Here is a 21,339-nt window from a genome sequence, read left to right as displayed (position 1 = left end):
TCTAAGGCCGTTCGTCCGGCAAAATTTCGATCGAGACGCCTTCCATGTGCCTACGTTCCATCTTATGCCGTTTTTTGCGATTTTCCTTGGAGTCCAGCACGATGCTGAGATCGTAATCGTCCGGGTACAGCGATTCGCGAGCGATATGCGGTTGAAGACGTTTGCGGGCGATGCGAACTTTTTTACCCTGAATCTGTACGCCGATATTGCCCATGCCGTCTTCCTCCGCATAGATGATCCCCGTCTTCCCGAGGTAAGGAATCGAGACGCTGTCCCCGATACGAAAGGCTGCGGATTTCGAAAAGGTTTCTTCGGAATCGGAAATCCCGTCGCTTGTCACCTCTGTTGATTTCGGAGACGTTGCAGTTTCAGGTTCTGCACGCCGCAGCGAGGCTCCCGGCAAAAGCGCTGGATCTTCGCGTATGACGTTACGGGGCGCAGTAGTCAGGTCAGCGGAAACTAGCTCCCCAGAATCGCAAAGGTTCTCCGTCGTTCCTGTCGCTATCTGCCTAGATGGACCGACTTCCAGTGTCTTCGTGCGCCGCGTCAATTCCTCCGCCCGCCGAGTCACGGCATCCGGGATACCGAGCTTCTTGGCGATGGCGAACGCATAACTGCGCCCGGCTTCGCCGATCGTCAAGCGATACAGCGGCTGCAGCGTCTCGGCGTCGAATTCCATTCGGGCATTTTCGCAGCCGGGCGTCGACGAAGCGAAGTTTTTGATTTCGGTAAAATGCGTCGTCACGACCACGCAGGAATCGCGTCTTCGCAGCTCTTCCAGTACGGCGATCGACAAGCCTACGCCTTCGCCCGGGTCGGTGCCGGAAGCCATCTCGTCGATCAGCACCAAAGTGCGGCGGTCGGCCGTTTCCAAAATGCTTTTGACCCGGCGGATATGGGCGGAAAAGGTGCTGAGCGCTTGTTCGATGCTTTGTCCGTCGCCGATATCGGCTTCGATGCCGGTGAATACTGCCATTGTGCCGCCGGTCTCGGCCGGGATCAGCAGGCCGGATTGCGCCATCAAAGTAAGCAAACCGACCGTTTTCAGCGCCAGCGTTTTGCCGCCCGTATTCGGTCCGGTCACGATCAGCATGCGGAATCGTTCGCCCAGTTCGAAATTCAGAGGAATCATCTTCGATCCCATCAGCGGATGGCGGGCGCCGCGCAAAATAATGATTCCGTGTTCGTTCAGCTTGACGTTGACGGCATCCAGCGCCAGCGCGTAACGGGCTTTGGCAAACAGGAAATCATATTCGCCGACCAGCTGCGCATTGACGACCAGCTCGCCGCGGAACTCTTCGGCAAGCCCGGTCAGCTCGCTGAGAATCTTCGTTTCTTCGCGTGCCTCCTCGGTTCGCAGCAGCTCCAATTCGTCGTGGAACTGACGGATTTCTTCCGGTTCGACATAGACGGTCTGGCCGCTGGAGGATTCGTCCAATACCGATCCTTTCACCATTTTCCGATACTCCTTGCGCACCGGAATCGCGGAGCGGCCTCCGCGCTGCACGGCAAGGCTTTCCTGCAAGATCGAGCGGTGTTTGGCCATCAGTTCGGCGAGTCGGCGCGAGCTGCGTTCTTCGACGGTTGCCATGCGGCGGCGGACTTTCGATAATTCGCGGCTGGCGGAATCCAGCACGCGGCTGTTGCGAATGCAGCGCTCGATTTCTTCTTGCAGCCGTTCCAGCCGGTGCATGCCGGAAGCATAAGAGGCGGCGTTAGGTGCCCAATCGGCTTTTGCGCGCATATAGTCGATCAACTGGGTGCAGCTGCGCAGGAACTGATGCAGATGCGTGAAATCTTGTTCTTGGAAGACGTAACCGGAGCCGAGCAAATCGAGGATCTGCTCCATGCCCGTCAGCGACGGAAGCGGAATGCTGGCTCCCCGTCGCAGTACGCTTGTCGCTTCGTCGGTCTCGTCCAGGCGCCGCCGCAGGATTCGGGCGTCAGTGATCGGCTGGAGTTCGACGATATGTCTTTTGCCCAAATAAGAAACGGCATAGACGGATAATTCATGTTTGACGCGCTCGTATTCGAGGCGTTCCAGTGTTTGAGGTTGAATCGTCGAAATGGTGGTCATGATCGGAATCGCTCCTTCGTGTTGGTCTTAGTATTAGCATATGCAGTGTTGAAGCAGACATAGCCGGAAAACAAAAAAAGACGGAAGACAGGCCGATTCAGTCGGCGTCTTCGAAATCGATGGTTCGATTTCGAAGACGCTCTGATCAGCTTATCTTCCGTCTTCCGAGGTCTGGTTCCGGCACTCCCGTGCCTCCGAACGCGATGCTTATCGTGCAGATTCGGCGTTTCGCCGAATTTTCGCACCAAAAGCCGCAACGCGTTCGTTTCTTTCAAAGATTCGTCCGCACTCCGCAGTATCCGCGCGGAGCAGGCGTTCGGCGCGTAAGGAAGGAGACGGCACCGAGCCGCCGATCCTTTCTTGCGCGCAGACGCCAAAAAGGCCGCGCTTCAGCTACAGCGCGGCCCGAAAACTCGAAAGAGTAAAATACCCGCCTCAAGTTTATGGAGAAATGATTCGCTGTTCTTAACTGAATTCCGGACAGCTTCGAGCAGGCAACGCGAAATAAAACCGCTTGACGCGATTTTTCGATCGTTCCCGATGAATACTATCCATTATGGAATTGATTAGTTAAGAACATACCCCGTCATCAAAATTTCCCCTTTGCACTCAAAGTTATCCTCATCATAAAGCGGAGGGTCGAGCCGGTCAAGCTTATTTTGGCGCGGACGAAAAAACGCACCGGGCAGCGGCTTCGTACGGAAGCTTTTTGTCCGGTGCGTTTGCCTATGCAGGCGATCTTCATTCAATCAGGTTTTACTCGTCTTCGTCCGTATAGACTTCGTCGCGATAGCCTTGATCCGTCTCGGAATCGATCAGATTTTTCTGAACTTCGTCCGGCAGGGAAGAAGGGAAAGAACCTTCGCGGAACAATCCGTTTTCCGGATCGGTATCGCGTTCGGTCACCAGGTTATCCGGATGATGCACGGTCTCGCGGTCTCCGTCGGTGATCAGGGGCCGGTCCGGATCTTCGGATTCTGCAGATAGTTCCGCGCGGCCTTCTTCTCCGCCGGCGCCGTTAAGCAGGTCCGTTCCGTGAGGTTCGTCCTGAGCGGGAGCCGCCGGATCGACGGGACTGTCCGGATGCAGATCGTCGGCGTCCGGTACGTCTTCCAATAACGGAGAGTCCAAATGCGGATCTTCTTCCGTACGGTTCGGGTACGCTTCCGGGTCGGTTATCGCCTGACCGGCATCGACGGGCGCGCCTTCTTGAACCGTATCGACATATTCCAGCGTTTCGTCAGGAATGCCGCGTTCCTCGGAGTAAGGGGTATCCCGTTCCAATTGAAAACGCTCGTGCGCGCGGTCGGATTCGTTTCTCGGATCGAAAGCCATGATGTCATCTCTCCTTCGTGTTCATCGTATTCGTTGTATACATACGTTTACCCGAAAGGCTGCGGATGTAACCTTCTTGCCGATTTACGACCCGGTTTCCCGGGAATGCGAGTTCAGCCTGTTTTCGCCCGGTGCAGGGGAATCCGAGCATCCGGCCGCGATCCGTCATGCTTTTGCGCTTTGCGGAGCCTGCTGCGTCATATGACCTGAAATCGGGTTTAGTTTCGCTAGAACCCTCCGGGTTCGATTGGGAATTTTTATCGAATAGGAGTAAAATTAATAGGTTAGAAACAACGGGCGTTTGCGGCGTGGCGATTGGGTCGGCGGAGGTATCGCACGCATTGTAGCGAATGTCGACTTCGGCAGGGCGGCGGACCGATCTCTTCGGATCGCTTTCGGATCATCGGGCGATATCCCTATAGGAGCGGACGTCGTCTTGCATGCGAAAGGGCGTGCGGACGGATGGAATTTTCATGGAAGAAAAACTTGATCGTATTATGGGCCGGCGTATTTTTTTGCAGCATGGCCTATTCGATCTCGATCCCTTTTTTGCCGATTTTCATGCATGACGAGCTCGGCGTAGGAAATCAATATTTATCGATCTGGGCGGGCGTGGCTTTCGGGATCACGTTTTTGTCGAGCGCGTTGATTTCCCCGTTCTGGGGATCGCTTGCCGACAAGTACGGGCGCAAGCCGATGTTGATTCGCTCGGGCTATAGTTTGGCGGCTTTATACTTCATCAACTTTTTCGTACAGGATCCGGTTCAGCTTGTGGCGCTTCGCCTCTTCCAGGGCCTGCTTGCCGGATTCATTCCGGCGGCGATTGCCCTGGTCGGTACGAACACGCCGGAAGAAAAGACGGGGTATGCGCTCGGCATCATGGCTACGGCCAGCGCTTCCGGGAACATTATCGGACCGCTGATCGGCGGCGTGGTCAGCTTTACGCTCGGCAACCGGAATGCTTTCCTGTTCTCCAGCGCGATCGTCCTGATCGCGGCGTTGGTCGCGACGTTCCTGGTGCACGAAAAAGAATTCAAACGGCCGAAGGTTCGCTCGCGGGTCAAAGACGATTTGAAGCAGGCGGCAGGCATTCCGGTATTTTTCGCTTTGCTCGGACTCGTCGCGATGAGCAACTTCTCGGTCATGATCCTGGAACCGCTCATTACGATCTACGTGCAGGGCATGGACATCGCGTCCGACCGAATATCGCTGGTATCGGGCGTCGTCTTTTCCGCGGTGGGCGTGGCGACCGTCATCATGGCGCCGCGTTGGGGCAGAATCGGCGGCAGGATCGGTTACGGCAAAGTGCTGATGATCGGCTTGATCGGCGGCGCGGTGGGCAATCTGCTGCAATTTTTCGTGACCGGTTATGTCGGATTCGGCATTTTGCGCTTTGTGTACGGATTATTCTTCGCGGCTGTATTCCCGGCAGTCAATGCCATGATCGTGCAGGTGACCAAGCCCGAATTCCGCGGCCGGGCTTTCAGCCTGAATCAGTCGGCGACGCAGATCGGCACGATGGCCGGACCGCTGATCGGCGGCGTGCTGGGCGCGGTGATTCCGATCCACTGGATTTTCGTGATCAACGGCGTGGCGCTGCTGGCTTGTGCCTTTATCGCTCATTATAAGAAGATCGACCAGACCGCTCCGTTCCGGAAGACGAATATCGCGGACGGCAAATCGAAGTAAGCCGGAAAAATCGACTTTCGTAAGCGGTTGACAAGACAGTCGCTTCGTCTTACCATTACCGAAGGCTGCGGTGTATTCCGTTAATCGGGCGCAGCATGAACAGACAAGCAGGCCGGCAGTTCGGATCTTCGATCCGCGCTGCCAACAGGCTTACAATATAGACCCAGGAGGCGTTTGGAAGATGACGATACCTAAAGTTTTGACGATTGCCGGTTCCGATACAAGCGGGGGCGCAGGCATTCAAGCTGACCTGAAAACATTCCAGGAGTTGAACGTATACGGAATGACCGCGCTCACCTGCGTGGTTACGATGGACCCGCAGTTGTGGAGCCATCATGTAACGCCGATGTCGGCAGAGTTGTTGGAAAGCCAATTGGACACCGTGTTGAACGGGATCGGCGTGACCTCGGCCAAAACAGGCATGCTGAGTACGGTTGCGATCATCGACGCGGTTGCGCGCAAGATCGAAGAACGTCCGTTGGAGCATTTCGTCGTCGATCCGGTCATGGTCTGCAAAGGCGAGAACGAAGTTTTGAACCCGGATACGGCGGAAGCCATCTTGGAAAAGCTGGTTCCTAAAGCGACGGTCGTCACGCCGAACCTGTTCGAAGCTTCCCAGCTTGCGAAGACGGCGCCGATCCGCACGGTAGAAGACATGAAGAACGCGGCCGCGAAAATTCACGAACTTGGCGCGAAACATGTCGTGATCAAAGGCGGAGGCAAGCTGCTGCACGAGAAAGCGGTCGATCTGATCTACGACGGCCAAGAATTCGAGCTGCTTGAGTCCGATCGCATCGAGACGAATTATATTCACGGTGCGGGATGCACGTTCTCGGCGGCCATTACGGCTGAATTGGCAAAAGGCGCGGATGTGCGCACGGCAGTCAAAAATGCAAAAGCATTCGTGACCGCAGCCATTCGCCACGGCTTCCCGATCAACTCCTTCGTGGGACCTACGCTGCACGCGGCTCATCGGTTATATCGCGACTAAGAACAGGTCCAAGGACTTGCGATGTCGGAACACCGACTGATAAAACGACAAAAAACGGATTTCCGGGGCAATCGCCAAGGAAATCCGTTTTTTTGCATATCGGGACGTTTGAACGGCCCTGCTTTACGGTTATTGGAACATCGGGAAGACATAACGAACGAGGAAATACAAGATGCCGAACGTGATGATGATATACGCGGCATACTTGATGAATGTTGAAGCAACCATGCTCGAGTCCGACTTTTTCTCGATTCTGCGTTCTTCGACATCCACGTCTCTATGCGAATTATTCATGTTGAATTCCTCCTTGATGTATCTTGTTTTCGCTTAGCCCCAAGTTGCAGAGCAGTTAAGTTGATAATTTATACACAGGACCCCCGTACCTTGAAACAAGGGCTTTTTACCCGTAATTCCGAAAGGAAGAAGAAAGACGGCAGGGAACCGGGGGGACGACGGCGAATGGTACATAAGGGCAAGGATCGAAGGTTAAAGGATCAAGGGATCAAGAGATCAAGGGATCAAGGGATCAAGGGATCAAGGGATCAAGGGATCAATAGATCAAAAGATCAAAAGATTAAGGTCAAGAGATCAAAGTCAAGAGATCAAGATCGTTTGAATAGAATCGCTTGTCGCGGGTTCATTCGATCTTCTTGCCCGGAGGGGTCGAAGATCGAATGGACCTTATAGGAGGGCTTATGCGAACTTTACCGAAAACAATAGCCGTTCTAATCGGAGTCATGATCATTATTTTTTTGTGCATAAAAGCTTTCCCCGGCGAAAAAGACGAAGCGGCGGCGGTCGAAGTCGGGTCATGGCAATTTTTATGGGATCCGGGCGGTTGGGAGCAAGGCTCCGTCACGCCGCCCGAACGGGTGCTGCATTCGCCGGATTGGATCGCCATGGACGAGGAGTCGATGCCGCCGTCCAGACCGCTCGGAGCGGCTTGGGCCTGGGTAAGGATCGATATTCCCCAGCTCGACTGGCCGATTCCCGCCGTGTTGATCGAGAAAGCGTACGCCCGCAACGTGGTGGTGTATACCGAGTATCGGGAGCTGTTCGATTCCCATCGGCAATACCGTTACGCGATGAACGAACTGCTGCTGCCGCTTCGCGCGGAAGACGCGGGAAGCTCCGTCTATATCCGCCTGCAGCTCACGGAAGAACGATCGGGAATCGTGCAGAACATCGTGTTCGGAAGTTTTTATGAACTGCTGACCGTATATTTGACCAAGGACATGCTGGATATCATGCTCGGCGGCTCTTTTGTGCTGATCGGGGTGGTCATGCTGATTTGCGCGCTGTTTTTGCATCGAAGTTATGTTCAGGCCTGGTTGTCGCTCAGCTTCGTCATTTTATCGATCGGCCTGCTCGTCGCGACGTATTCTCCGTTCTTATTCACGCTTTACCCCGAATACGGACGAATGCTCCAGTTGTTGTTCGATGTGGGACTCTTCGCGCTTCTGCCTTCCTTCCTGTATTTTTTCCAGCTTATCTTCGGAAAAGGATACAAAAACTCTATCTTGTATCTAAGCCGGTTCCAATTAGGCTACTCGTTCTTCTGTTTGCTTCTTTTACTCGGAAACGTGTTGACGAACGAGCGCTTTTTCTCCGTCTACTATCTCCTGACAACGACGGTGCTCGGGGGATTAATGATCGTTGAGCTGCTGACGATGCTGGTCTGCTCGGTGGTATACAGCCTGCAAAAGAACAAAGACGCATGGATTTTCAACGCGGGCTTGGCCGTTTTTGCGGGAGTGGGAGTGTTCGAATTGTTCCGTTATTACGCGACAGAGGAGCAATACGATTTGTACTGGTGGAAATGGGGCATGGTGGTCTTCGTTATTTCGCTGATCGTGGTCTTGGGTCGGCGCTTTGCCGAAACGCATAATCAGGTGCTCCAATACTCGAAGGAACTCGAAATGTTCAACAATGAACTGCAGCATGCGGAGAAGATGGAGATTATCAGCGAGCTGGCGGCATCGGTTGCCCACGAGGTACGCAATCCGCTTCAAGTGACCCGCGGGTTTTTGCAGCTGCTGGGCGAGCGCTCGGCTTCGTCGGACAAAGCGTACATCGATATGGCGCTGGACGAACTGGATCGGGCTTCGGGAATCATTACCGATTTTCTGACGTTTGCCAAGCCGGGTGCGGAAAATATAAAAACCTTGTCGATTGCGGAAGAATTCCGTCATATCGAAGGGGTATTGACGCCGCTGGCCAGCATTCATCACGGAACGATCGTTATGGATATTGCTCCCGATCTTTACGTCAAAGGCAATTCGTCCAAGTTCAAACAGGCGTTCATCAATATGATCAAAAACAGCATCGAGGCGTTTCAGGACGAAGGTCAGATTACGATCGCGGCATCCAAGGAAAACGGCGAGATCGTGATCCGCATCCGCGACGACGGGGTAGGCATGGGACCGGAGGAGTTGAAGCGGCTCGGCGAACCTTATTTCTCCAATAAGACAAAAGGAACAGGCCTTGGGCTTATGGTTACATTCCGGATTATCGAAGCCATGCAGGGAACGTTAAAATTCAGCAGCGAAAAAGGAGCGGGAACCGAAGCAACCATTCGTTTACCGGAAGCCTCCGAGTAGGAGGGTTCCGGTAGATCGAGGTCGCGGGGGTCCCGCTCCTTGCGTGTTTGGATCAATATGCTGGATGAATATCGCTGTTAGCCGCCTGTTCCCCACATGGCTGCCGGCTCGATGGTGATTCGCTCGGCTTTCGGAATAATGTCGGAAGGGTTCGGAGGGATAACCAGATAGAAATCATTCGCTGACTCTTCGACTGCGGTCAGGCGAATATGGTCAGGCAGTTCGATGCCGAAAGCGTCGCGCAGGGCGCTCTTCGGATCGGCCAGCAGACGGGCCCGGAATTCGGGATCTTCCCATGCTTTTTGAATCACTTGGGTTTTGATCAAAGTTTCCGTTGTCAGGGTTGCCATTGAACATCATCCTTTCGCGTGCGAATTCATGATTGTTGAACAGTAGGACAAGTGACGTTGGGTCCATCCGAGGCCGATCGAAAATTCATGGGATCGCGATCGAACTGAGAAGGTTTTGTTTTTATGGCAAATCATAACATGGATAAGAGGGGATAGCAAGCGGGAAAGCAACGTCTTGAAAAGAGCTGAAAAGAAGGCTACTGACCGAGGAGCCAGTAGTTTAATCCGCCTAGCGACAGCTTCTGCTTTTCTTCTTCGATCCGGGCTGCGATGCGTTCCAAATCACCGGCCAGAGCAGCATGAAAGCCGATCAAGCCAGGGAAGTCTGCACGGTAGTCCTCAAGTTCAGCTTGTCTGGCAGCCGAAAATTCCGCGTAGCGCCCGAGCATGCCTTTTTCATAAACGGCAGCTTCGATATCGCGAGAAGAGATCGGGGTTTCGATTGCGTTTGCGTATTCTTTGCGATAGAGCGAGACGAGGCAGTTGTAGGAGCCGTCGTGCAGGTCGTCCGCATAATCCGCCCAATCATCGGCCATTTGGAGGGTAATCAGAGTCTCGCGAACCGCATGCAGCGCACGTGCCTGCAAAGCTTGGTTTTCAGGGAATAAGGCTAGCGGGCATAGCAGTAGCGGAGCGGATCGGGCTGCAATATCTTGCGTGCGTTCGTAAAAAGGATCTGTGCTTCGTTCAGCGGCAAGCCCTGCTGCCCATTCGGCCGTGCAAGAAATCAGAGCTTCGCGGAAGGTGCTTGCGGAGCGGAACAGCGCGGCATATCGAACGGTCATCTCTGCGTTTAATAGTTGGGACAGTGCGATGTGAGGGCGATCCGGACCGGACTGACGATCCATTCGTTCGTCCTGAATATGGAAATGCAGCATGCCGAAGATGTTGGCTTCGGCGATTTCCCGACAGTGTTCAAGCGCGGCTCCTGCCGCCTCGCGCAGCCAATAGGGGAGCAGGCAGCAGATGTAATTGGTGGGGCCGTTTCCCAGTCCCGGATCGAATCGATCCAAATAACGAATGCCGAGCCGGGCGAAGGGCTGGGGAAAACCTCCGATCGTCTCCCGGCAGGCTTCGAATGCGCGCTGCATTTCCCGCCTTGTTTCTACCGATAGTTGCATGGAATCTCTCCTTACGGCAAGGTTTTCGTTCTGCCCTTATATACCCGTAAATCAGATGCTGCTCCCGTAAAATTTCATACGGTCTCGCCGAGCATGAAACACAAAAATCGTTTGGTTGAAAAGCCGATAGTATAGTATGCTGGAAATCAGAAATCTTTACTAGAAAATCTTTATTGAAGGAAGGAAGAACCTTACCCATGAATTCAAATCGATCATTCCAACTTTCCCCCCTGGTTGAACTGTTGGGACTTGAAGGTCATATCGAAGGCGGATGGCATAAAGAGCTGTGGAAATCTTCGTTCACGATTCCGCAGAGCGTGCTGCCGGAAGAATACACGGGAGACCGTTTCGCGGCAAGTTCGATCTATTTCCTGCTGCACCCGGGCGAAGCGTCGGAATGGCATGTCGTGCATTCCGACGAGCTTTGGCTCTGGCATACGGGCGGTCCGCTGGCTCTGACGCTGGGCGGCGACGGGGAAGAACCTGTTGAGGGCGAAGAAATTATCTTGGGTCCGGATACGGCCAACGGCCAAACTTTCCAGGGGCTGGTTCCGGGCAAACACTGGCAAAAAGCTCGGCCGATCGGTGACGAGCCCGTGTTGGTGACTTGTATCGTGGCGCCGGGCTTCCACTATGATGATTTCAAAATGATCGAACGGAAGTAGCATGAACTGGTACACGTTCGGCCAGATGCTGCACGCGATCAAGCTCGGACAATTAGCGGAAGCGGCTGACGGACACCGGAGGATCAGGCTGCTTCCGGAAGGAATGATTTGGATAACGGGACCTTATGCAGATCGTCTTGTAAAAGTGGAAGGGTATCTGCTGAGCGATCTCTGGACGATCCGCGAAGACGAGACATCCGAACGATTCGCAGAGCAAAGAGCGGATTGGGAACGCAAGCGTATGGAAATGCTGGAAAACCAGTTGTTCGAACAGCGTGCGCGGCGGCTCGATCCGCCAAACATCAAAGATTAAACTGAGCGAAGCGGAGGGCATGGAAGTGCCGAAAAAAAGACGTTTTAACATTCGCGCGAAAATACTGGCCGGGTATTTGTTTATTCTGGTCTGCCTGGGATTATCGCTGCTCGCGGTATCCGCACAGGTGCGCAGTCTTCAGGAAGCCAATGCGTTTATCAGCGATCATGATATTGCCGTGCATGACGAACTGAGCGCGCTGCAAAAAAACGTGCTGGACATGGAGACCGGTCAGCGGGGGTATCTGCTGACCGGAGACCGCGATTATCTGCAGCCGTACACCAGCGGACGTACCGAATGGGAGACGACCTACAGCCGATTGTACGAGCTGGTCGGCGACAATATGTCCCAGCAGCAGAGCCTCGGGCTTATCCGTTCCAATATCGAGAGCTGGATCGCGGAGATGGGCGATCGCACGATCGAACTCAAAACCGAAGGCAAAGAAGCTGACGTATTGGCTTACTATACGGGTGACGCGGGCAAGCGGGAGATGGATCAACTGCGCGTTCAATTCGATGCGTTTCGCGATACCGAGCAGCGGTTGACCGACGCGAGAGTGGCCGAATTGAAAGCGGACAGCGACCGGATGATTTATGCGATGATCGGACTGTGGGCCTTGGTCGGGATCGTGTCCATCGTGGCAGCTCTCGCTATTGCAGGCAATATTTCAAAAACGATTTCCCGAGTGACGGACGCGATTCGCTCGATCACGGTCGGCGGCGATTTGCGCGAACGGATCGATGTTCGTTCCCAAGACGAAGTGGGCGATCTGGGCGATTCGACTAATCTGCTGCTCGCGAAGATCGAGGCCGAAGATCGGCATAAAGAACGGCTGATTCGCCTGGCGGAGCTGCTTCAGGAGAAGTCTTCCGGTTCAAGCACCGAGCTTGCCGAAGCTTTCTTGTCGAAAGTGTCCGAGACGACGGAGATTCCGGTCGGCATTTTCTACGTGGTGGACGCGGAACGCAAGATGCTGTCGAAAATCGCGGCTCTGGCCGAAGACGCCGAGCATGCGGCACGAACCGAATCGGTCGATATTCGATTCGGTGAAGGCTTGATCGGGCGCTGCGCTCTTGAAGGAAAAATACTGCATCTGAAGGATGTGCCTGCGGATTATGTGAAAATCTCTTCCGCGCTCGGTTCTTCGTCGTCGGCCGAAGTGCTGCTGATTCCGGTATTCTATGCAGGCCGGGTGAAAGCCGTTATCGAATGGGCGTCGCCGAAACCGTTCGAAGCGGACGAGATCGAACGCCTGCAGCGAAAAGCCGAACTGCTCGGCAGTACGCTTCAAACGGTGGAAGCAAGGCAGGAGATCGAACGTCTGTACCGGGAATCGCAGTCGCTCAATGAAGAACTCCAAGCTCAATCCGAAGAGCTTCAAGTGCAATCGGAAGAACTTCAGGTACAATCGCAGGAGCTGATGACGCAGCGCGACGAGTTGGAGAGTATCAACGAGCAGCTCAGCGAGCAGAAGCATGCAGCCGAAATCGCGGTGGAAGAGACCGAGAAGTATGCGCAAGAATTGCAGATCAGCTCCAAGTACAAATCGGAATTTCTGGCCAATATGTCGCATGAACTGCGCACGCCGCTTAACAGTATGTTGATCCTTTCGCAGATCCTTGCCGAAAACGAGAATCGCACGTTAACGGCGAAGGAAGAGGAGTACGCTTCGAGTATCCACGAGTCCGGCAAAGATTTGCTTAATCTGATCAACGACATTCTTGACCTGTCCAAAGTCGAAGCCGGCAAAATGCAAATCGAGGTAAACACTGTGCATCTGGCAAAAGTAGCTTCGGATATGGATCGTTACTTTGCCGAGATCGCGATCCGCAAACGGCTTGATTTCCGAATCGAGATTGAAGAGAACGTGCCGGGTTACATTTTCACGGATGAGCTGAGGCTTCAACAGATTCTGCGCAATTTGCTCTCGAATGCTTTCAAGTTTACGGAACGCGGGGAAGTGGTGCTCCGAATCGGCCGCGTACCGGGCAAACGAGTGAATCCGGAAGGCTCGGCGTATGATCAGTTGGCATTCAGCGTGAGCGATACGGGTATCGGCATCAGTGAGGAAAACCGTCAGTTGATCTTCCAGGCTTTCCAACAAGCAGACGGAACGATTGCCCGCAAATACGGCGGCACGGGCCTAGGCTTGTCGATCTCGACGCAGTTGGCGTCCTTGCTGGGCGGCGAAATTACGCTCGATAGCCGTTACGGTGCGGGCAGCACATTCTGTCTGTACGTTCCATGCGTGAAGAATGACGGGGAATCGGCGGATTTGTTCCTTCCGCTGAACGCTCGCCGATCCTGGTCAAGCATCGCATCCCTGAAAGAGGCATTGTTACCGGAGGAAGCCGATTCGGCGGCAGCCGCCCAAGAAGAATCGGAAGCCTCTATCGAATTATCGACTCCCGATTCCCAACGATTTATTCGAATCGTGCCGGATTCCGCAGGCGGAGAAGGCGGGGGGGCGTATGCGGGCGGGATGTTATTCCCGCCGACTCTGCATGAGCCGGACATGCCGTTTGAAGGGATGCGCATGATGATCGTGGACGACGATATTCGTAACGTTTATGCGCTGACAAGCATGCTGGAGAAGCATGGCGTGGAGATTATCGTTGCTTTGACCGGGTTGGACGCGTTGGATAAGTTGAACGCGGAAGGACCGTTCGACATGATCTTTATGGATATCATGATGCCGGAGCTGGACGGGTTCGAAACGATGCGCCGTATTCGTTTGGAACCGGGACTTGCGCATATCCCCATTTTGGCCCTCACTGCAAAAGCAATGAAGGAGGATCGGGAGAAATGCCTGAATGCGGGAGCTTCCGATTACCTGACCAAACCGCTTGACATGAATTTGGTCGTAGAACGAATGAAGATATTGCTGGATATGTCCGGCCGAATCGCTGATTAGGCGTTTCGACTCGACATAGCGGCAGCGAAAAGGAATAACGGCAGCAACCAAGAAGCCCCTGAGACCGGATTGTCGGTTTCAGGGGCTTTTTTCGATATGGAAATATAAGGTCTATTTTGTTCAACCGGGTAATTGCTCGCGTCCCGATTGCCTTGCGTGTCGGTACAGCTCCGCATAATGACCGCCGCGCGCCAGCAGTTGGGCATGCGTGCCCTGCTCCGTCAATTCGCCGTCCTGCATGACCAGAATGCGGTCGGCATGCATGATCGTCGACAGACGGTGGGCGATCACGATCGTGGTTCGGCCTTGCGCGACGGAAGAGAGGGCTTGCTGGACAAGCTTTTCCGTTTCCGAATCGAGATTGGCGGTCGCTTCGTCGAGAATCAGAATTTTCGGCCGGAATACGACGATGCGGGCGAAGGAAATCAACTGCCGTTCCCCGGCCGACAATCCGCTGCCCCGTTCGGACAAATGCGTATCGTAACCGTTCGGCAAACGAAGAATCATCGGATGGGCGCCTACGAAACGACACGCTTCGATCACCTGCTCCCGCGTGATGTCCTCACGGAACAAACGGACGTTATCGATGATCGAGCCGGCGAACAGATAAGGGTCTTGTTGAATCAATCCTACGGCCGCGTGCAGATCGTTTTGCGTTACTTTTCGAATATCGACGCCGTCAATTTCCACTGTGCCGGCATCCACGTCGTAAAAGCGGTTCAACAGGCTGATCAGCGTGCTTTTGCCGGCTCCCGTCGTTCCGACGACGCCGATCATTTCGCCGGGCTGGATATGCAGGTTGAGATTTTTCAGCACGGGACGATCTGCGCGATAGCCGAATGTCACATTGTTGAAATTCACTTCGCCGCGCAGAGAAGAGGACGGGAGTCGGATTTGTTCTTTTTCTCCGGGCTCGCGCACGTCCGGTTCGGTCTCCAACACCCGCTGAATGCGTTCAACGGCAACCGTCGTCGATTGGAATGTATTCCACTGCATGGTGATCTGGTTGATCGGCTGGAAAAATTGGCGGATATAACTGACGAACGCGTACAGCACGCCGACTTCCATGCTTTGCCCGAGTACGGCGCGTCCGCCGAGCCAGACCATCAGCACGAGCGCGGCGTTGCCCAGAATATCGAAGGTACGGTTAAACAGCACGTTGGAACGAATTTGCCGCAGATTGGCGTTCCAGTAGTTGCGGTTCTGCTCGGTGAAGCGCCCGAATTGTTCTTCTTCCTGACGGAAAGATTGAATCAGGCCCATACCCGACAGATTCTCCGCGGTAAAAGCGATCAGGCGGGACAATCGGCTGCGCGCCTGCTGATACGTGCTGCGCAAATAGGAACGGAACAAAGCGGCGACGATAAAAATGACCGGGAGGATCAGCATCGAGAACATGGCCAACTGAGCGTCGAGACTGAACATCAGTACAATGATAAGCACCAGCATCATGCCGTCGCGCACCAGACTCAGCAGCACTTGGGTGAAAAATTGGCTGATCGTTTCGGTGTCGTTGGAGACGTTGGTCACGAGACTGCCGCTGTGCGTCCGATCGAAAAACGACATCGACATTTTCGAAATATGCCTGAACAGGTCTTTGCGAATCCGGGCGATAATGCTTTGTCCCGCGTATTGCAGCAGGTTGTTTTGTAAATAGGTAAACAAGAAGCTGATCACGGCAATGCCCAGATAGATCAGGCCGAGCCGCAGCAGCGAGCTTCCGCCTTCGCCTTTGGCCAGATGGTCGTCGATCGCGATCTGGACGATCAGCGGCTGAAGCAGTTCCGCCGATATGCCCAGCAGCGCGCAGACGGAGACGCCCAAAAACGCCGTCCGATGAGGTTTGGCATACCCGAGCAGCAGCTTCAACGTGGAGGAAGTCGACGGCTTGCGTTCCTGCGAAGGGCTTGAAGCCGTTTCGGCCGACTGTCGTTTATTCAAGTTCGTCATGTTGAAGTCCCTCCTCTTGAAGCCGGTGCATCATCGCGTACGCGCCTTCGCGCCGCAGCAGCTCTTCGTGCGTTCCTCGCTGAACGATCTGTCCTTCGCTCAATACGACGATCTCGTCCGCATGTTTGACGGCGCTGATCCGGTGCGAAATGATAAGCGTGGTTTTGCTGCGGCGTTCGCGCACCAGATTGTCGAGGATGCCGGTCTCGGTGACGGCATCCACGGCGCTCATGCTGTCGTCGAGGATCAGCACCTGTGCTTTTTTCGTCAATCCGCGCGCAAGGCTGGTCCGCTGCCGCTGCCCGCCGGAGAGCGTTACGCCTCGTTCGCCGAGCCGGGTCTCGAAGCCTTCGGGGAAACGCGAAATGTTTTCGTAGATCATGGCACGTTTCGCGCCCGTCTCTACTTTTTCCATCGGAGCGTCCCGGTCGCTGAACGCGATGTTGTCGCGAATCGTCGTGCTGAACAGGAATCCGTCCTGCGGAACGTAGGCGACGCGTCCGCGCAAGCTTTCCAGCGACAGGTCGCGAATATCCGTGCAGCCGAAGAACAGCGAGCCGCGAGGCGGTTCGTAGATGCGCAGCAGCAGCTTGACCAAAGTCGTTTTGCCGCTACCCGTCCGACCGACGATGCCGATCGTTTTTCCGGGCTCGATCGTGAGATTGATATCTTTCAGCGCGGGTTCGCGACTGCCGGGGTAAGAAAAAGTCATGTGCTCGAAACGAATCTCTTTCGGCTTATCCAGCGTGCGCGCGTTCTCTTCGTCCTGCACGTCGGGTTCTTCGTTCATCAGGCGGTTGACCCGCTCGAGCGAAGCGCCGGAACGCTGCATCATATTGATGACGTTGCCGATCTGTTGGAGCGGGCCGACGATAATGCGCATGTACAGCGTCAGCGAAACGAAGCTGCCGAGCGTGATCGCGCCATTGAGCGTTTGCGCGCCGCCGATCAGCAATGCCAGCACCAGCGACAGAGCGCCGAGAAACGGAATAGCCGCCTGAAACAGCGAGGACAACCGGACGAGGAACAGTTGGGCGCCGCGGATCAGATCCACCTTTTCCCCGAACCGACGACCCGAAATTTCTTCCGTACCGAACGTCTTCGTGACGCGAATCCCGCCGAATTGCTCCTCGGCGGACTCCGTCATACCGGCCAACGATTCCTGTACGTGCATCGAACGCTCCCGTACCTGCGGGCCGATGCGGACAACGATCAACGGTATCAAAACGAGCGGGCTGATGCAGATCAGGATAAGCGACAGCGGAATGTCTCCGATCATCATCATGACGATGCAAGAAAGCAGCAGCACGACGGCATTGGTGGTCTGCGTCACGCCGTTCGAGATCGATTCGCGCACGGATTGCACGTCGTTGGTGACGTAGCTGAGCAGCTTGCCGGTGCCTTGTTTGGAAAAAAAGTGTTCGCTGAGCGTGGCGAATTTGCCGAACAGCTTCTGACGGACTTCGAATTCGAAGCGACGGCCCAGCCGCATGACCTGATATTGGCCCAGACCGAACAGTACGCCGTACGAGAGGCCGATCCCGAGGAGCAGAAGAGCGAATCGGGTCACGGAATCGTAATTGAGCGTTCCGGCCTGAAGATCATCGGTAAAGCGTCCCAAAACGAGAGGGAGTGCAGACTGGATAACGTTGGCAACGACGATGAGCAGCACGGCGGTCATGTACCCGGGGATATGCGCCGTGACATAATCCTTGAGTAATTCTTTGCCTTTCAAGTCTTCTTCAACTCTCTTTCGGACCGCCCGGCGGCCGCCGAGGCTTATACGCGAAGCCGCGACGCATTGCTGGCCGCTCGGGTCGGAAATGGGGTGGAATGATAGGTGAACACGGGTATCGTCTCCGGCGATGCGACTTTTAGGCGCGATGACGGAAAGCGCGCAGGTGACGAAGAGGCAGAGCGTAGGCGCATGCTGCACGTCTTCGCTTTGCCTCTTCTTCGAGATTCACTGAGCTTGCCGCTTCACGGGTCGCGTTCGCGGGAGGTTAATCTCCTATTTCATCATATACATATTACCCTTAGCTGGAGAACGCAAACGCGTAAAGGCGAGGGAAAGGAAGTCCGGTTTGGATGAAGGTTTTTTAAAAAAACTCAGATATAATGCAAGCCGTAAGGATTCGGGAGAGGAATAGGGTCGAACCAAATAGGGATGTCGCCGGGACGAGGGTAATTCGGATCGAACAGCGTTCCGTACCATTCCGTTCGGCTGAGTTCTCGGTTGCTGGTTGTAGCGAATACGCGGCCGTCGGCATCGACGCGGAGCGCTTCTTCCCAAGGCAGCGGCCAGAGATCGTAGGCTTGTTCGAGCATAAGGCGAATGTCGGTTACGAGCAGGGTACCGCCGTTGCGGATCGATTGAAGTTCGGCTCCTTTTTGTTCGAGCAGCGTTTCCAGAGCTTGATCTTGCCAGGGAATCTCGACATGCAGTTCGTCCAAGCGGCAGAAGTCGGGCAAAGCATGGATCAGGTTAGCCGTATTTTGAGCATCGCCGCCGTAAGAGATAACTGTTGCGGGGTTGCTTGTTTCCGGTTGGATTTCTGATGAAGGCATGGAGCTGCTTTGGAGTGCCGATCGTATAGGATGCGGGACGCCTATTACCGCATAGGCGGCAAGGCCGTTTTGATTTTCGGCAACGACCGTAAGCTGTGCCAGTCCCAATACGTTGCAATAGGCAGCGGCGCCCAACAATTCGCCCAGGCCTGCCGCGCTTTCTTCGAATCGCGTGTCGTTCAACTCATGAAGATGATGCACATGCAGCAAATCTTGCGGTTCAGCAAGACGGAGTCGAACCGATGGCTGCGCCGGAACCGATGAATCGGTTGCAGCGGAAGACGCATCGATCGAACGGCGAAGGATCGCTTTTGCGGCCCGTCCGAAATAGGCGCTTCCTGCGCGTGTATATAACGAACGCTCGCCGGAGATAAACAGCAGCGGGGCTTCGGCTTTTTGCGTATGCGCGATGCAAAGATTCAGCAATTCGCCCGCCAGCCCGGCTCCCCGATGCTCCGGTGCGGTAAGGACCGAACCCATCGAGAAAGCGCGAAGCGAGGCTGCTCCGCCTATGCGCAGCGTCGAAGGAGCAAGCCCCATGAACGCGGCCAGCGTGCCTTCTTCGGTAAATGCGCCATAGGATTGAATAACGCCCGGCGCGAACAGGCGTGGAAACATGTCGGCCATCGTCGGTTGAATATCCGGACGGAATACGGAATTGGAAAGCTGCGCGGCATCGGTAAGTTCGCGTGTTTCAAGCAAACGAAAAGTAGTCATCGGTCAAGGCTCCTTTGGTGGGTCGATATCTGCCGCGAATATAACAGAAAGCGCTTTGATTTGCAAAATGGGTCAGCAAAGTAGGTACAAAAACAGGTGGAAAATTCTCTTTGAAAAAGTTCTGTTTCTTCCAGAAAATAAATTGACATTTCATTAAAATTCTATGTATAGTTACTTAGTCACAAATTAATGTCTATATATGATAGTGGAGGGAACCGAATTGGGATTTCCGGAGTTGTTTTCTGGGCCTTACGGCCTTGTAACAGGATTTGTTTTTTGGTATCCGTTTGTTATGGCTCTTTTTTGGATGGCCGGTTCTCTTCTATTCCTTAGAACGAAAGAATCCAAAAGCAATCTTTTGAACATCGAGGAAATCGATTGGCCGATGATCAGCATATTGGTTCCTTGTTATAACGAAGAAGAGACGATCGAAGAAACCGTACGTAACCTGAACGGACTTTCTTATCCCAAGAAAGAGATCATTTTGATCAATGACGGTTCGAAAGACAGAACCGGGGAAATCATCAAAAGATTGTCGGAAGAATACGAGATTGTCAGATCGATTCAACTGAATGAAAACCGCGGCAAAGCCAATGCTTTGCAAGTCGGATTGTTCGCTTCAAGGTCCGAATACCTCATCTGCGTCGACTCCGACGCCCTCCTTGCCGATACGGCTCCCTATTATTTGATTCGCCATTTCTTTAAAGGCGGCGAAAGACTCGGTGCCGTAACCGGCAATCCGGCGATCCGCAACCGAAACAATCTCCTTAGCCGAATGCAGTTGGTCGAATACGCCTCGATTATCGGAGCGATTAAGCGCACGCAAAGACTTCTCGGAAAAGTAATGACAGTCTCCGGAGTCGTGGTCGCTTTCCGCAAAAAAGCGCTCGTGGATGTCGGGTTATGGGACCGCGACATGATTACTGAAGACATTGCGGTGAGTTGGAAACTCCAAAAACGCTTTTGGGATGTTCGCTATGAGCCGCAGGCTATTTGTTGGATGCTTGTGCCGGAAACCTTGTCCGGCATTTGGAAACAGCGCGTTCGTTGGGCACAGGGCGGCCAAGAAGTCATTCTTCGCCATTGGAAAATCTTGTTCAGCTGGAAACAACGCAGAATGTGGCTGATTTACCTCGAACAATGGATCAGTATCTTTTGGGCATTCAGTTGGCTTTTTGTTACGCTATTATTATTGGTTACGGCCGACAGCGTAACGGATATGCTGCTTTGGTTTACGCTTACTTCATTTGCGTTGGTATTCATTAGCTTGATTCAATTGTTGATCGCGCTTTTGATCGACTCCAATTACAACCGCGTGTTGAAATACTATTTTTGGGCAGCTTGGTACCCGGCCATTTACTGGATGGTGAATACATTCGTGGTAATGGCTGCTGTTCCCAGAGCGATCTCGTCGCGTCTGAAAGGAGGTTACGCCGTATGGAACAGTCCGGACCGCGGAATGAAGAAGAAAGCTTCCTGATCGTAGGTAACCGATCTTGGTTTCGAGCCTGCCTTGATTTCTTTTTCTCTTTACTTTTTTGGGCGTATGGATTAGTGGTCGTTTTGTTTTTCGTATCGGCTACTTTCGGACTGCCTAACGGTTTGACCAAAATTTTGCATGCTTCCTTCCATACCATGGATCAAGATGTTCGTAATTTGGTTATATTGGCTTTCGGCATCTTCCTTTTGTTTTATGCAACCCTTTATATCAACCGCGCATACAATAAAAAAAGATTCGGCACTCTGCAAAGGCGAACTTATCCTGCTGCTGTCGATAATCTGGAACTTAAGTCTTTGGGCTTGCTGGATCTGGAGATCATCGAAAAGTTGCAGGCTAACGATTACACCGTTTTTGAAACCAATCCGATCGCCCCGCTCGGAAGTAAAAAGCCGTGATCACACGCATCGGACGGGCGTAACTTTACTTTTAACGTTAACAAGGTACTAGTGGCTTGACCGCATTCAATTTATCGAAAAGGGACCGACGGCTATCTAACAAGCTGTCAGTCTCTTTTTCTATTTGATTCGGAATCGTTTACGAGAAAGCTC

16 protein-coding genes are annotated in these 21,339 nt (G+C 53.8%); 8 read left to right on the top strand and 8 right to left on the bottom strand.

The window, feature by feature from the left end:
• Nucleotide 1: 1 nt before the first annotated feature.
• Both HRQ63_RS10015 and HRQ63_RS10010 read right to left on the bottom strand, forming a co-directional pair.
• Entirely contained in the window at nt 2-2,059 is a 2,058-nt protein-coding gene (locus HRQ63_RS10015) for an endonuclease MutS2 (protein WP_483407255.1), read from the bottom strand.
• A 774-nt stretch (nt 2,060-2,833) separates the two neighbouring features.
• A complete protein-coding gene (locus tag HRQ63_RS10010; RefSeq protein ID WP_172240669.1) occupies nt 2,834-3,412 on the bottom strand; it encodes a hypothetical protein in 579 nt (192 codons plus the stop codon).
• Nucleotides 3,413-3,874: 462 nt separating this feature from the next.
• Here HRQ63_RS10010 and HRQ63_RS10005 point away from each other — a divergent pair, with 462 nt between their 5' ends.
• On the top strand, nt 3,875-5,101 hold the full coding sequence (locus HRQ63_RS10005; protein WP_172242635.1) for an MFS transporter: 1,227 nt from the start codon (nt 3,875-3,877) through the stop codon (nt 5,099-5,101).
• A gap of 181 nt (nt 5,102-5,282) precedes the next feature.
• Entirely contained in the window at nt 5,283-6,092 is an 810-nt protein-coding gene (pdxK, locus tag HRQ63_RS10000) for a pyridoxine/pyridoxal/pyridoxamine kinase (protein ID WP_172242632.1), read from the top strand.
• A gap of 129 nt (nt 6,093-6,221) precedes the next feature.
• Here the strand turns inward: pdxK and HRQ63_RS09995 are convergent, their stop codons facing one another.
• Nucleotides 6,222-6,386, bottom strand: a complete 165-nt coding sequence (locus tag HRQ63_RS09995) for a hypothetical protein (RefSeq protein ID WP_166273239.1) — start codon at nt 6,384-6,386, stop codon at nt 6,222-6,224.
• Nucleotides 6,387-6,787: 401 nt separating this feature from the next.
• Here HRQ63_RS09995 and HRQ63_RS09990 point away from each other — a divergent pair, with 401 nt between their 5' ends.
• Nucleotides 6,788-8,692 (top strand): sensor histidine kinase, encoded by a 1,905-nt coding sequence (locus HRQ63_RS09990; RefSeq protein ID WP_172242629.1) that lies wholly within the window; start codon nt 6,788-6,790, stop codon nt 8,690-8,692.
• A 77-nt stretch (nt 8,693-8,769) separates the two neighbouring features.
• Here HRQ63_RS09990 and HRQ63_RS09985 read toward each other — a convergent pair whose 3' ends face one another.
• On the bottom strand, nt 8,770-9,042 hold the full coding sequence (locus HRQ63_RS09985) for an NHLP leader peptide family RiPP precursor (protein WP_371873205.1): 273 nt from the start codon (nt 9,040-9,042) through the stop codon (nt 8,770-8,772).
• A 197-nt stretch (nt 9,043-9,239) separates the two neighbouring features.
• The gene (locus HRQ63_RS09980) at nt 9,240-10,163 is read right to left on the bottom strand and encodes a hypothetical protein (RefSeq protein WP_172242626.1); all 924 of its coding nucleotides are present in this window, start codon (nt 10,161-10,163) and stop codon (nt 9,240-9,242) included.
• 197 nt (nt 10,164-10,360) lie between these two features.
• On the opposite strand from HRQ63_RS09980, the gene HRQ63_RS09975 reads away from it, so the two are divergent.
• The 3 genes from HRQ63_RS09975 to HRQ63_RS09965 are packed head-to-tail and all read left to right on the top strand — an operon-like array spanning nt 10,361 to nt 14,055.
• A complete protein-coding gene (locus tag HRQ63_RS09975; RefSeq protein ID WP_172242623.1) occupies nt 10,361-10,828 on the top strand; it encodes a cupin domain-containing protein in 468 nt (155 codons plus the stop codon).
• A 1-nt stretch (nt 10,829) separates the two neighbouring features.
• Nucleotides 10,830-11,141, top strand: coding sequence for a hypothetical protein (locus tag HRQ63_RS09970; protein ID WP_172242620.1), 312 nt, complete (start codon nt 10,830-10,832; stop codon nt 11,139-11,141).
• 25 nt (nt 11,142-11,166) lie between these two features.
• On the top strand, nt 11,167-14,055 hold the full coding sequence (locus HRQ63_RS09965; protein WP_172242617.1) for a CHASE3 domain-containing protein: 2,889 nt from the start codon (nt 11,167-11,169) through the stop codon (nt 14,053-14,055).
• Between the two features lie 120 nt (nt 14,056-14,175).
• Here HRQ63_RS09965 and HRQ63_RS09960 read toward each other — a convergent pair whose 3' ends face one another.
• The 3 genes from HRQ63_RS09960 to HRQ63_RS09950 form a co-directional block, all read right to left on the bottom strand.
• Nucleotides 14,176-16,005, bottom strand: a complete 1,830-nt coding sequence (locus tag HRQ63_RS09960) for an ABC transporter ATP-binding protein (RefSeq protein WP_172242614.1) — start codon at nt 16,003-16,005, stop codon at nt 14,176-14,178.
• Nucleotides 15,989-17,740, bottom strand: a complete 1,752-nt coding sequence (locus HRQ63_RS09955) for an ABC transporter ATP-binding protein (protein WP_172242611.1) — start codon at nt 17,738-17,740, stop codon at nt 15,989-15,991. The genes HRQ63_RS09960 and HRQ63_RS09955 overlap by 17 nt, the downstream gene beginning before the upstream one ends.
• Nucleotides 17,741-18,114: 374 nt before the next feature.
• The gene (locus HRQ63_RS09950; RefSeq protein ID WP_172242608.1) at nt 18,115-19,290 is read right to left on the bottom strand and encodes a GNAT family N-acetyltransferase; all 1,176 of its coding nucleotides are present in this window, start codon (nt 19,288-19,290) and stop codon (nt 18,115-18,117) included.
• Between the two features lie 199 nt (nt 19,291-19,489).
• Here HRQ63_RS09950 and pgaC point away from each other — a divergent pair, with 199 nt between their 5' ends.
• Nucleotides 19,490-20,770, top strand: a complete 1,281-nt coding sequence (gene pgaC, locus HRQ63_RS09945; protein ID WP_172242605.1) for a poly-beta-1,6-N-acetyl-D-glucosamine synthase — start codon at nt 19,490-19,492, stop codon at nt 20,768-20,770.
• Nucleotides 20,728-21,186, top strand: a complete 459-nt coding sequence (locus HRQ63_RS09940; protein ID WP_172242602.1) for a hypothetical protein — start codon at nt 20,728-20,730, stop codon at nt 21,184-21,186. Before pgaC ends, HRQ63_RS09940 begins: the two co-directional genes overlap by 43 nt.
• Nucleotides 21,187-21,339: the final 153 nt, after the last annotated feature.

The sequence above is a fragment of the Saccharibacillus endophyticus genome (assembly GCF_013185185.1).
In the GTDB taxonomy this organism is placed as follows: Bacteria; Bacillota; Bacilli; order Paenibacillales; family Paenibacillaceae; genus Saccharibacillus; species Saccharibacillus endophyticus.
Note: the sequence above shows the minus strand (reverse complement) of the source record. Positions and strands in the feature narration are given on the sequence as shown.

What these genes read in the sequence shown, in the direction of transcription:
- HRQ63_RS09985 (WP_371873205.1), bottom strand. Translation starts at nt 9,042, where the DNA reads ATGGCAACCCTGACAACGGAAACTTTGATCAAAACCCAAGTGATTCAA.
- HRQ63_RS09960 (WP_172242614.1), bottom strand. Translation starts at nt 16,005, where the DNA reads ATGACGAACTTGAATAAACGACAGTCGGCCGAAACGGCTTCAAGCCCT.
- HRQ63_RS09995 (WP_166273239.1), bottom strand. Translation starts at nt 6,386, where the DNA reads ATGAATAATTCGCATAGAGACGTGGATGTCGAAGAACGCAGAATCGAG.
- HRQ63_RS09990 (WP_172242629.1), top strand. Translation starts at nt 6,788, where the DNA reads ATGCGAACTTTACCGAAAACAATAGCCGTTCTAATCGGAGTCATGATC.
- HRQ63_RS10010 (WP_172240669.1), bottom strand. Translation starts at nt 3,412, where the DNA reads ATGGCTTTCGATCCGAGAAACGAATCCGACCGCGCGCACGAGCGTTTT.
- pdxK (WP_172242632.1), top strand. Translation starts at nt 5,283, where the DNA reads ATGACGATACCTAAAGTTTTGACGATTGCCGGTTCCGATACAAGCGGG.
- HRQ63_RS10005 (WP_172242635.1), top strand. Translation starts at nt 3,875, where the DNA reads ATGGAATTTTCATGGAAGAAAAACTTGATCGTATTATGGGCCGGCGTA.
- HRQ63_RS09980 (WP_172242626.1), bottom strand. Translation starts at nt 10,163, where the DNA reads ATGCAACTATCGGTAGAAACAAGGCGGGAAATGCAGCGCGCATTCGAA.
- HRQ63_RS09975 (WP_172242623.1), top strand. Translation starts at nt 10,361, where the DNA reads ATGAATTCAAATCGATCATTCCAACTTTCCCCCCTGGTTGAACTGTTG.
- HRQ63_RS09950 (WP_172242608.1), bottom strand. Translation starts at nt 19,290, where the DNA reads ATGACTACTTTTCGTTTGCTTGAAACACGCGAACTTACCGATGCCGCG.
- HRQ63_RS09970 (WP_172242620.1), top strand. Translation starts at nt 10,830, where the DNA reads ATGAACTGGTACACGTTCGGCCAGATGCTGCACGCGATCAAGCTCGGA.
- pgaC (WP_172242605.1), top strand. Translation starts at nt 19,490, where the DNA reads ATGATAGTGGAGGGAACCGAATTGGGATTTCCGGAGTTGTTTTCTGGG.
- HRQ63_RS09940 (WP_172242602.1), top strand. Translation starts at nt 20,728, where the DNA reads ATGGAACAGTCCGGACCGCGGAATGAAGAAGAAAGCTTCCTGATCGTA.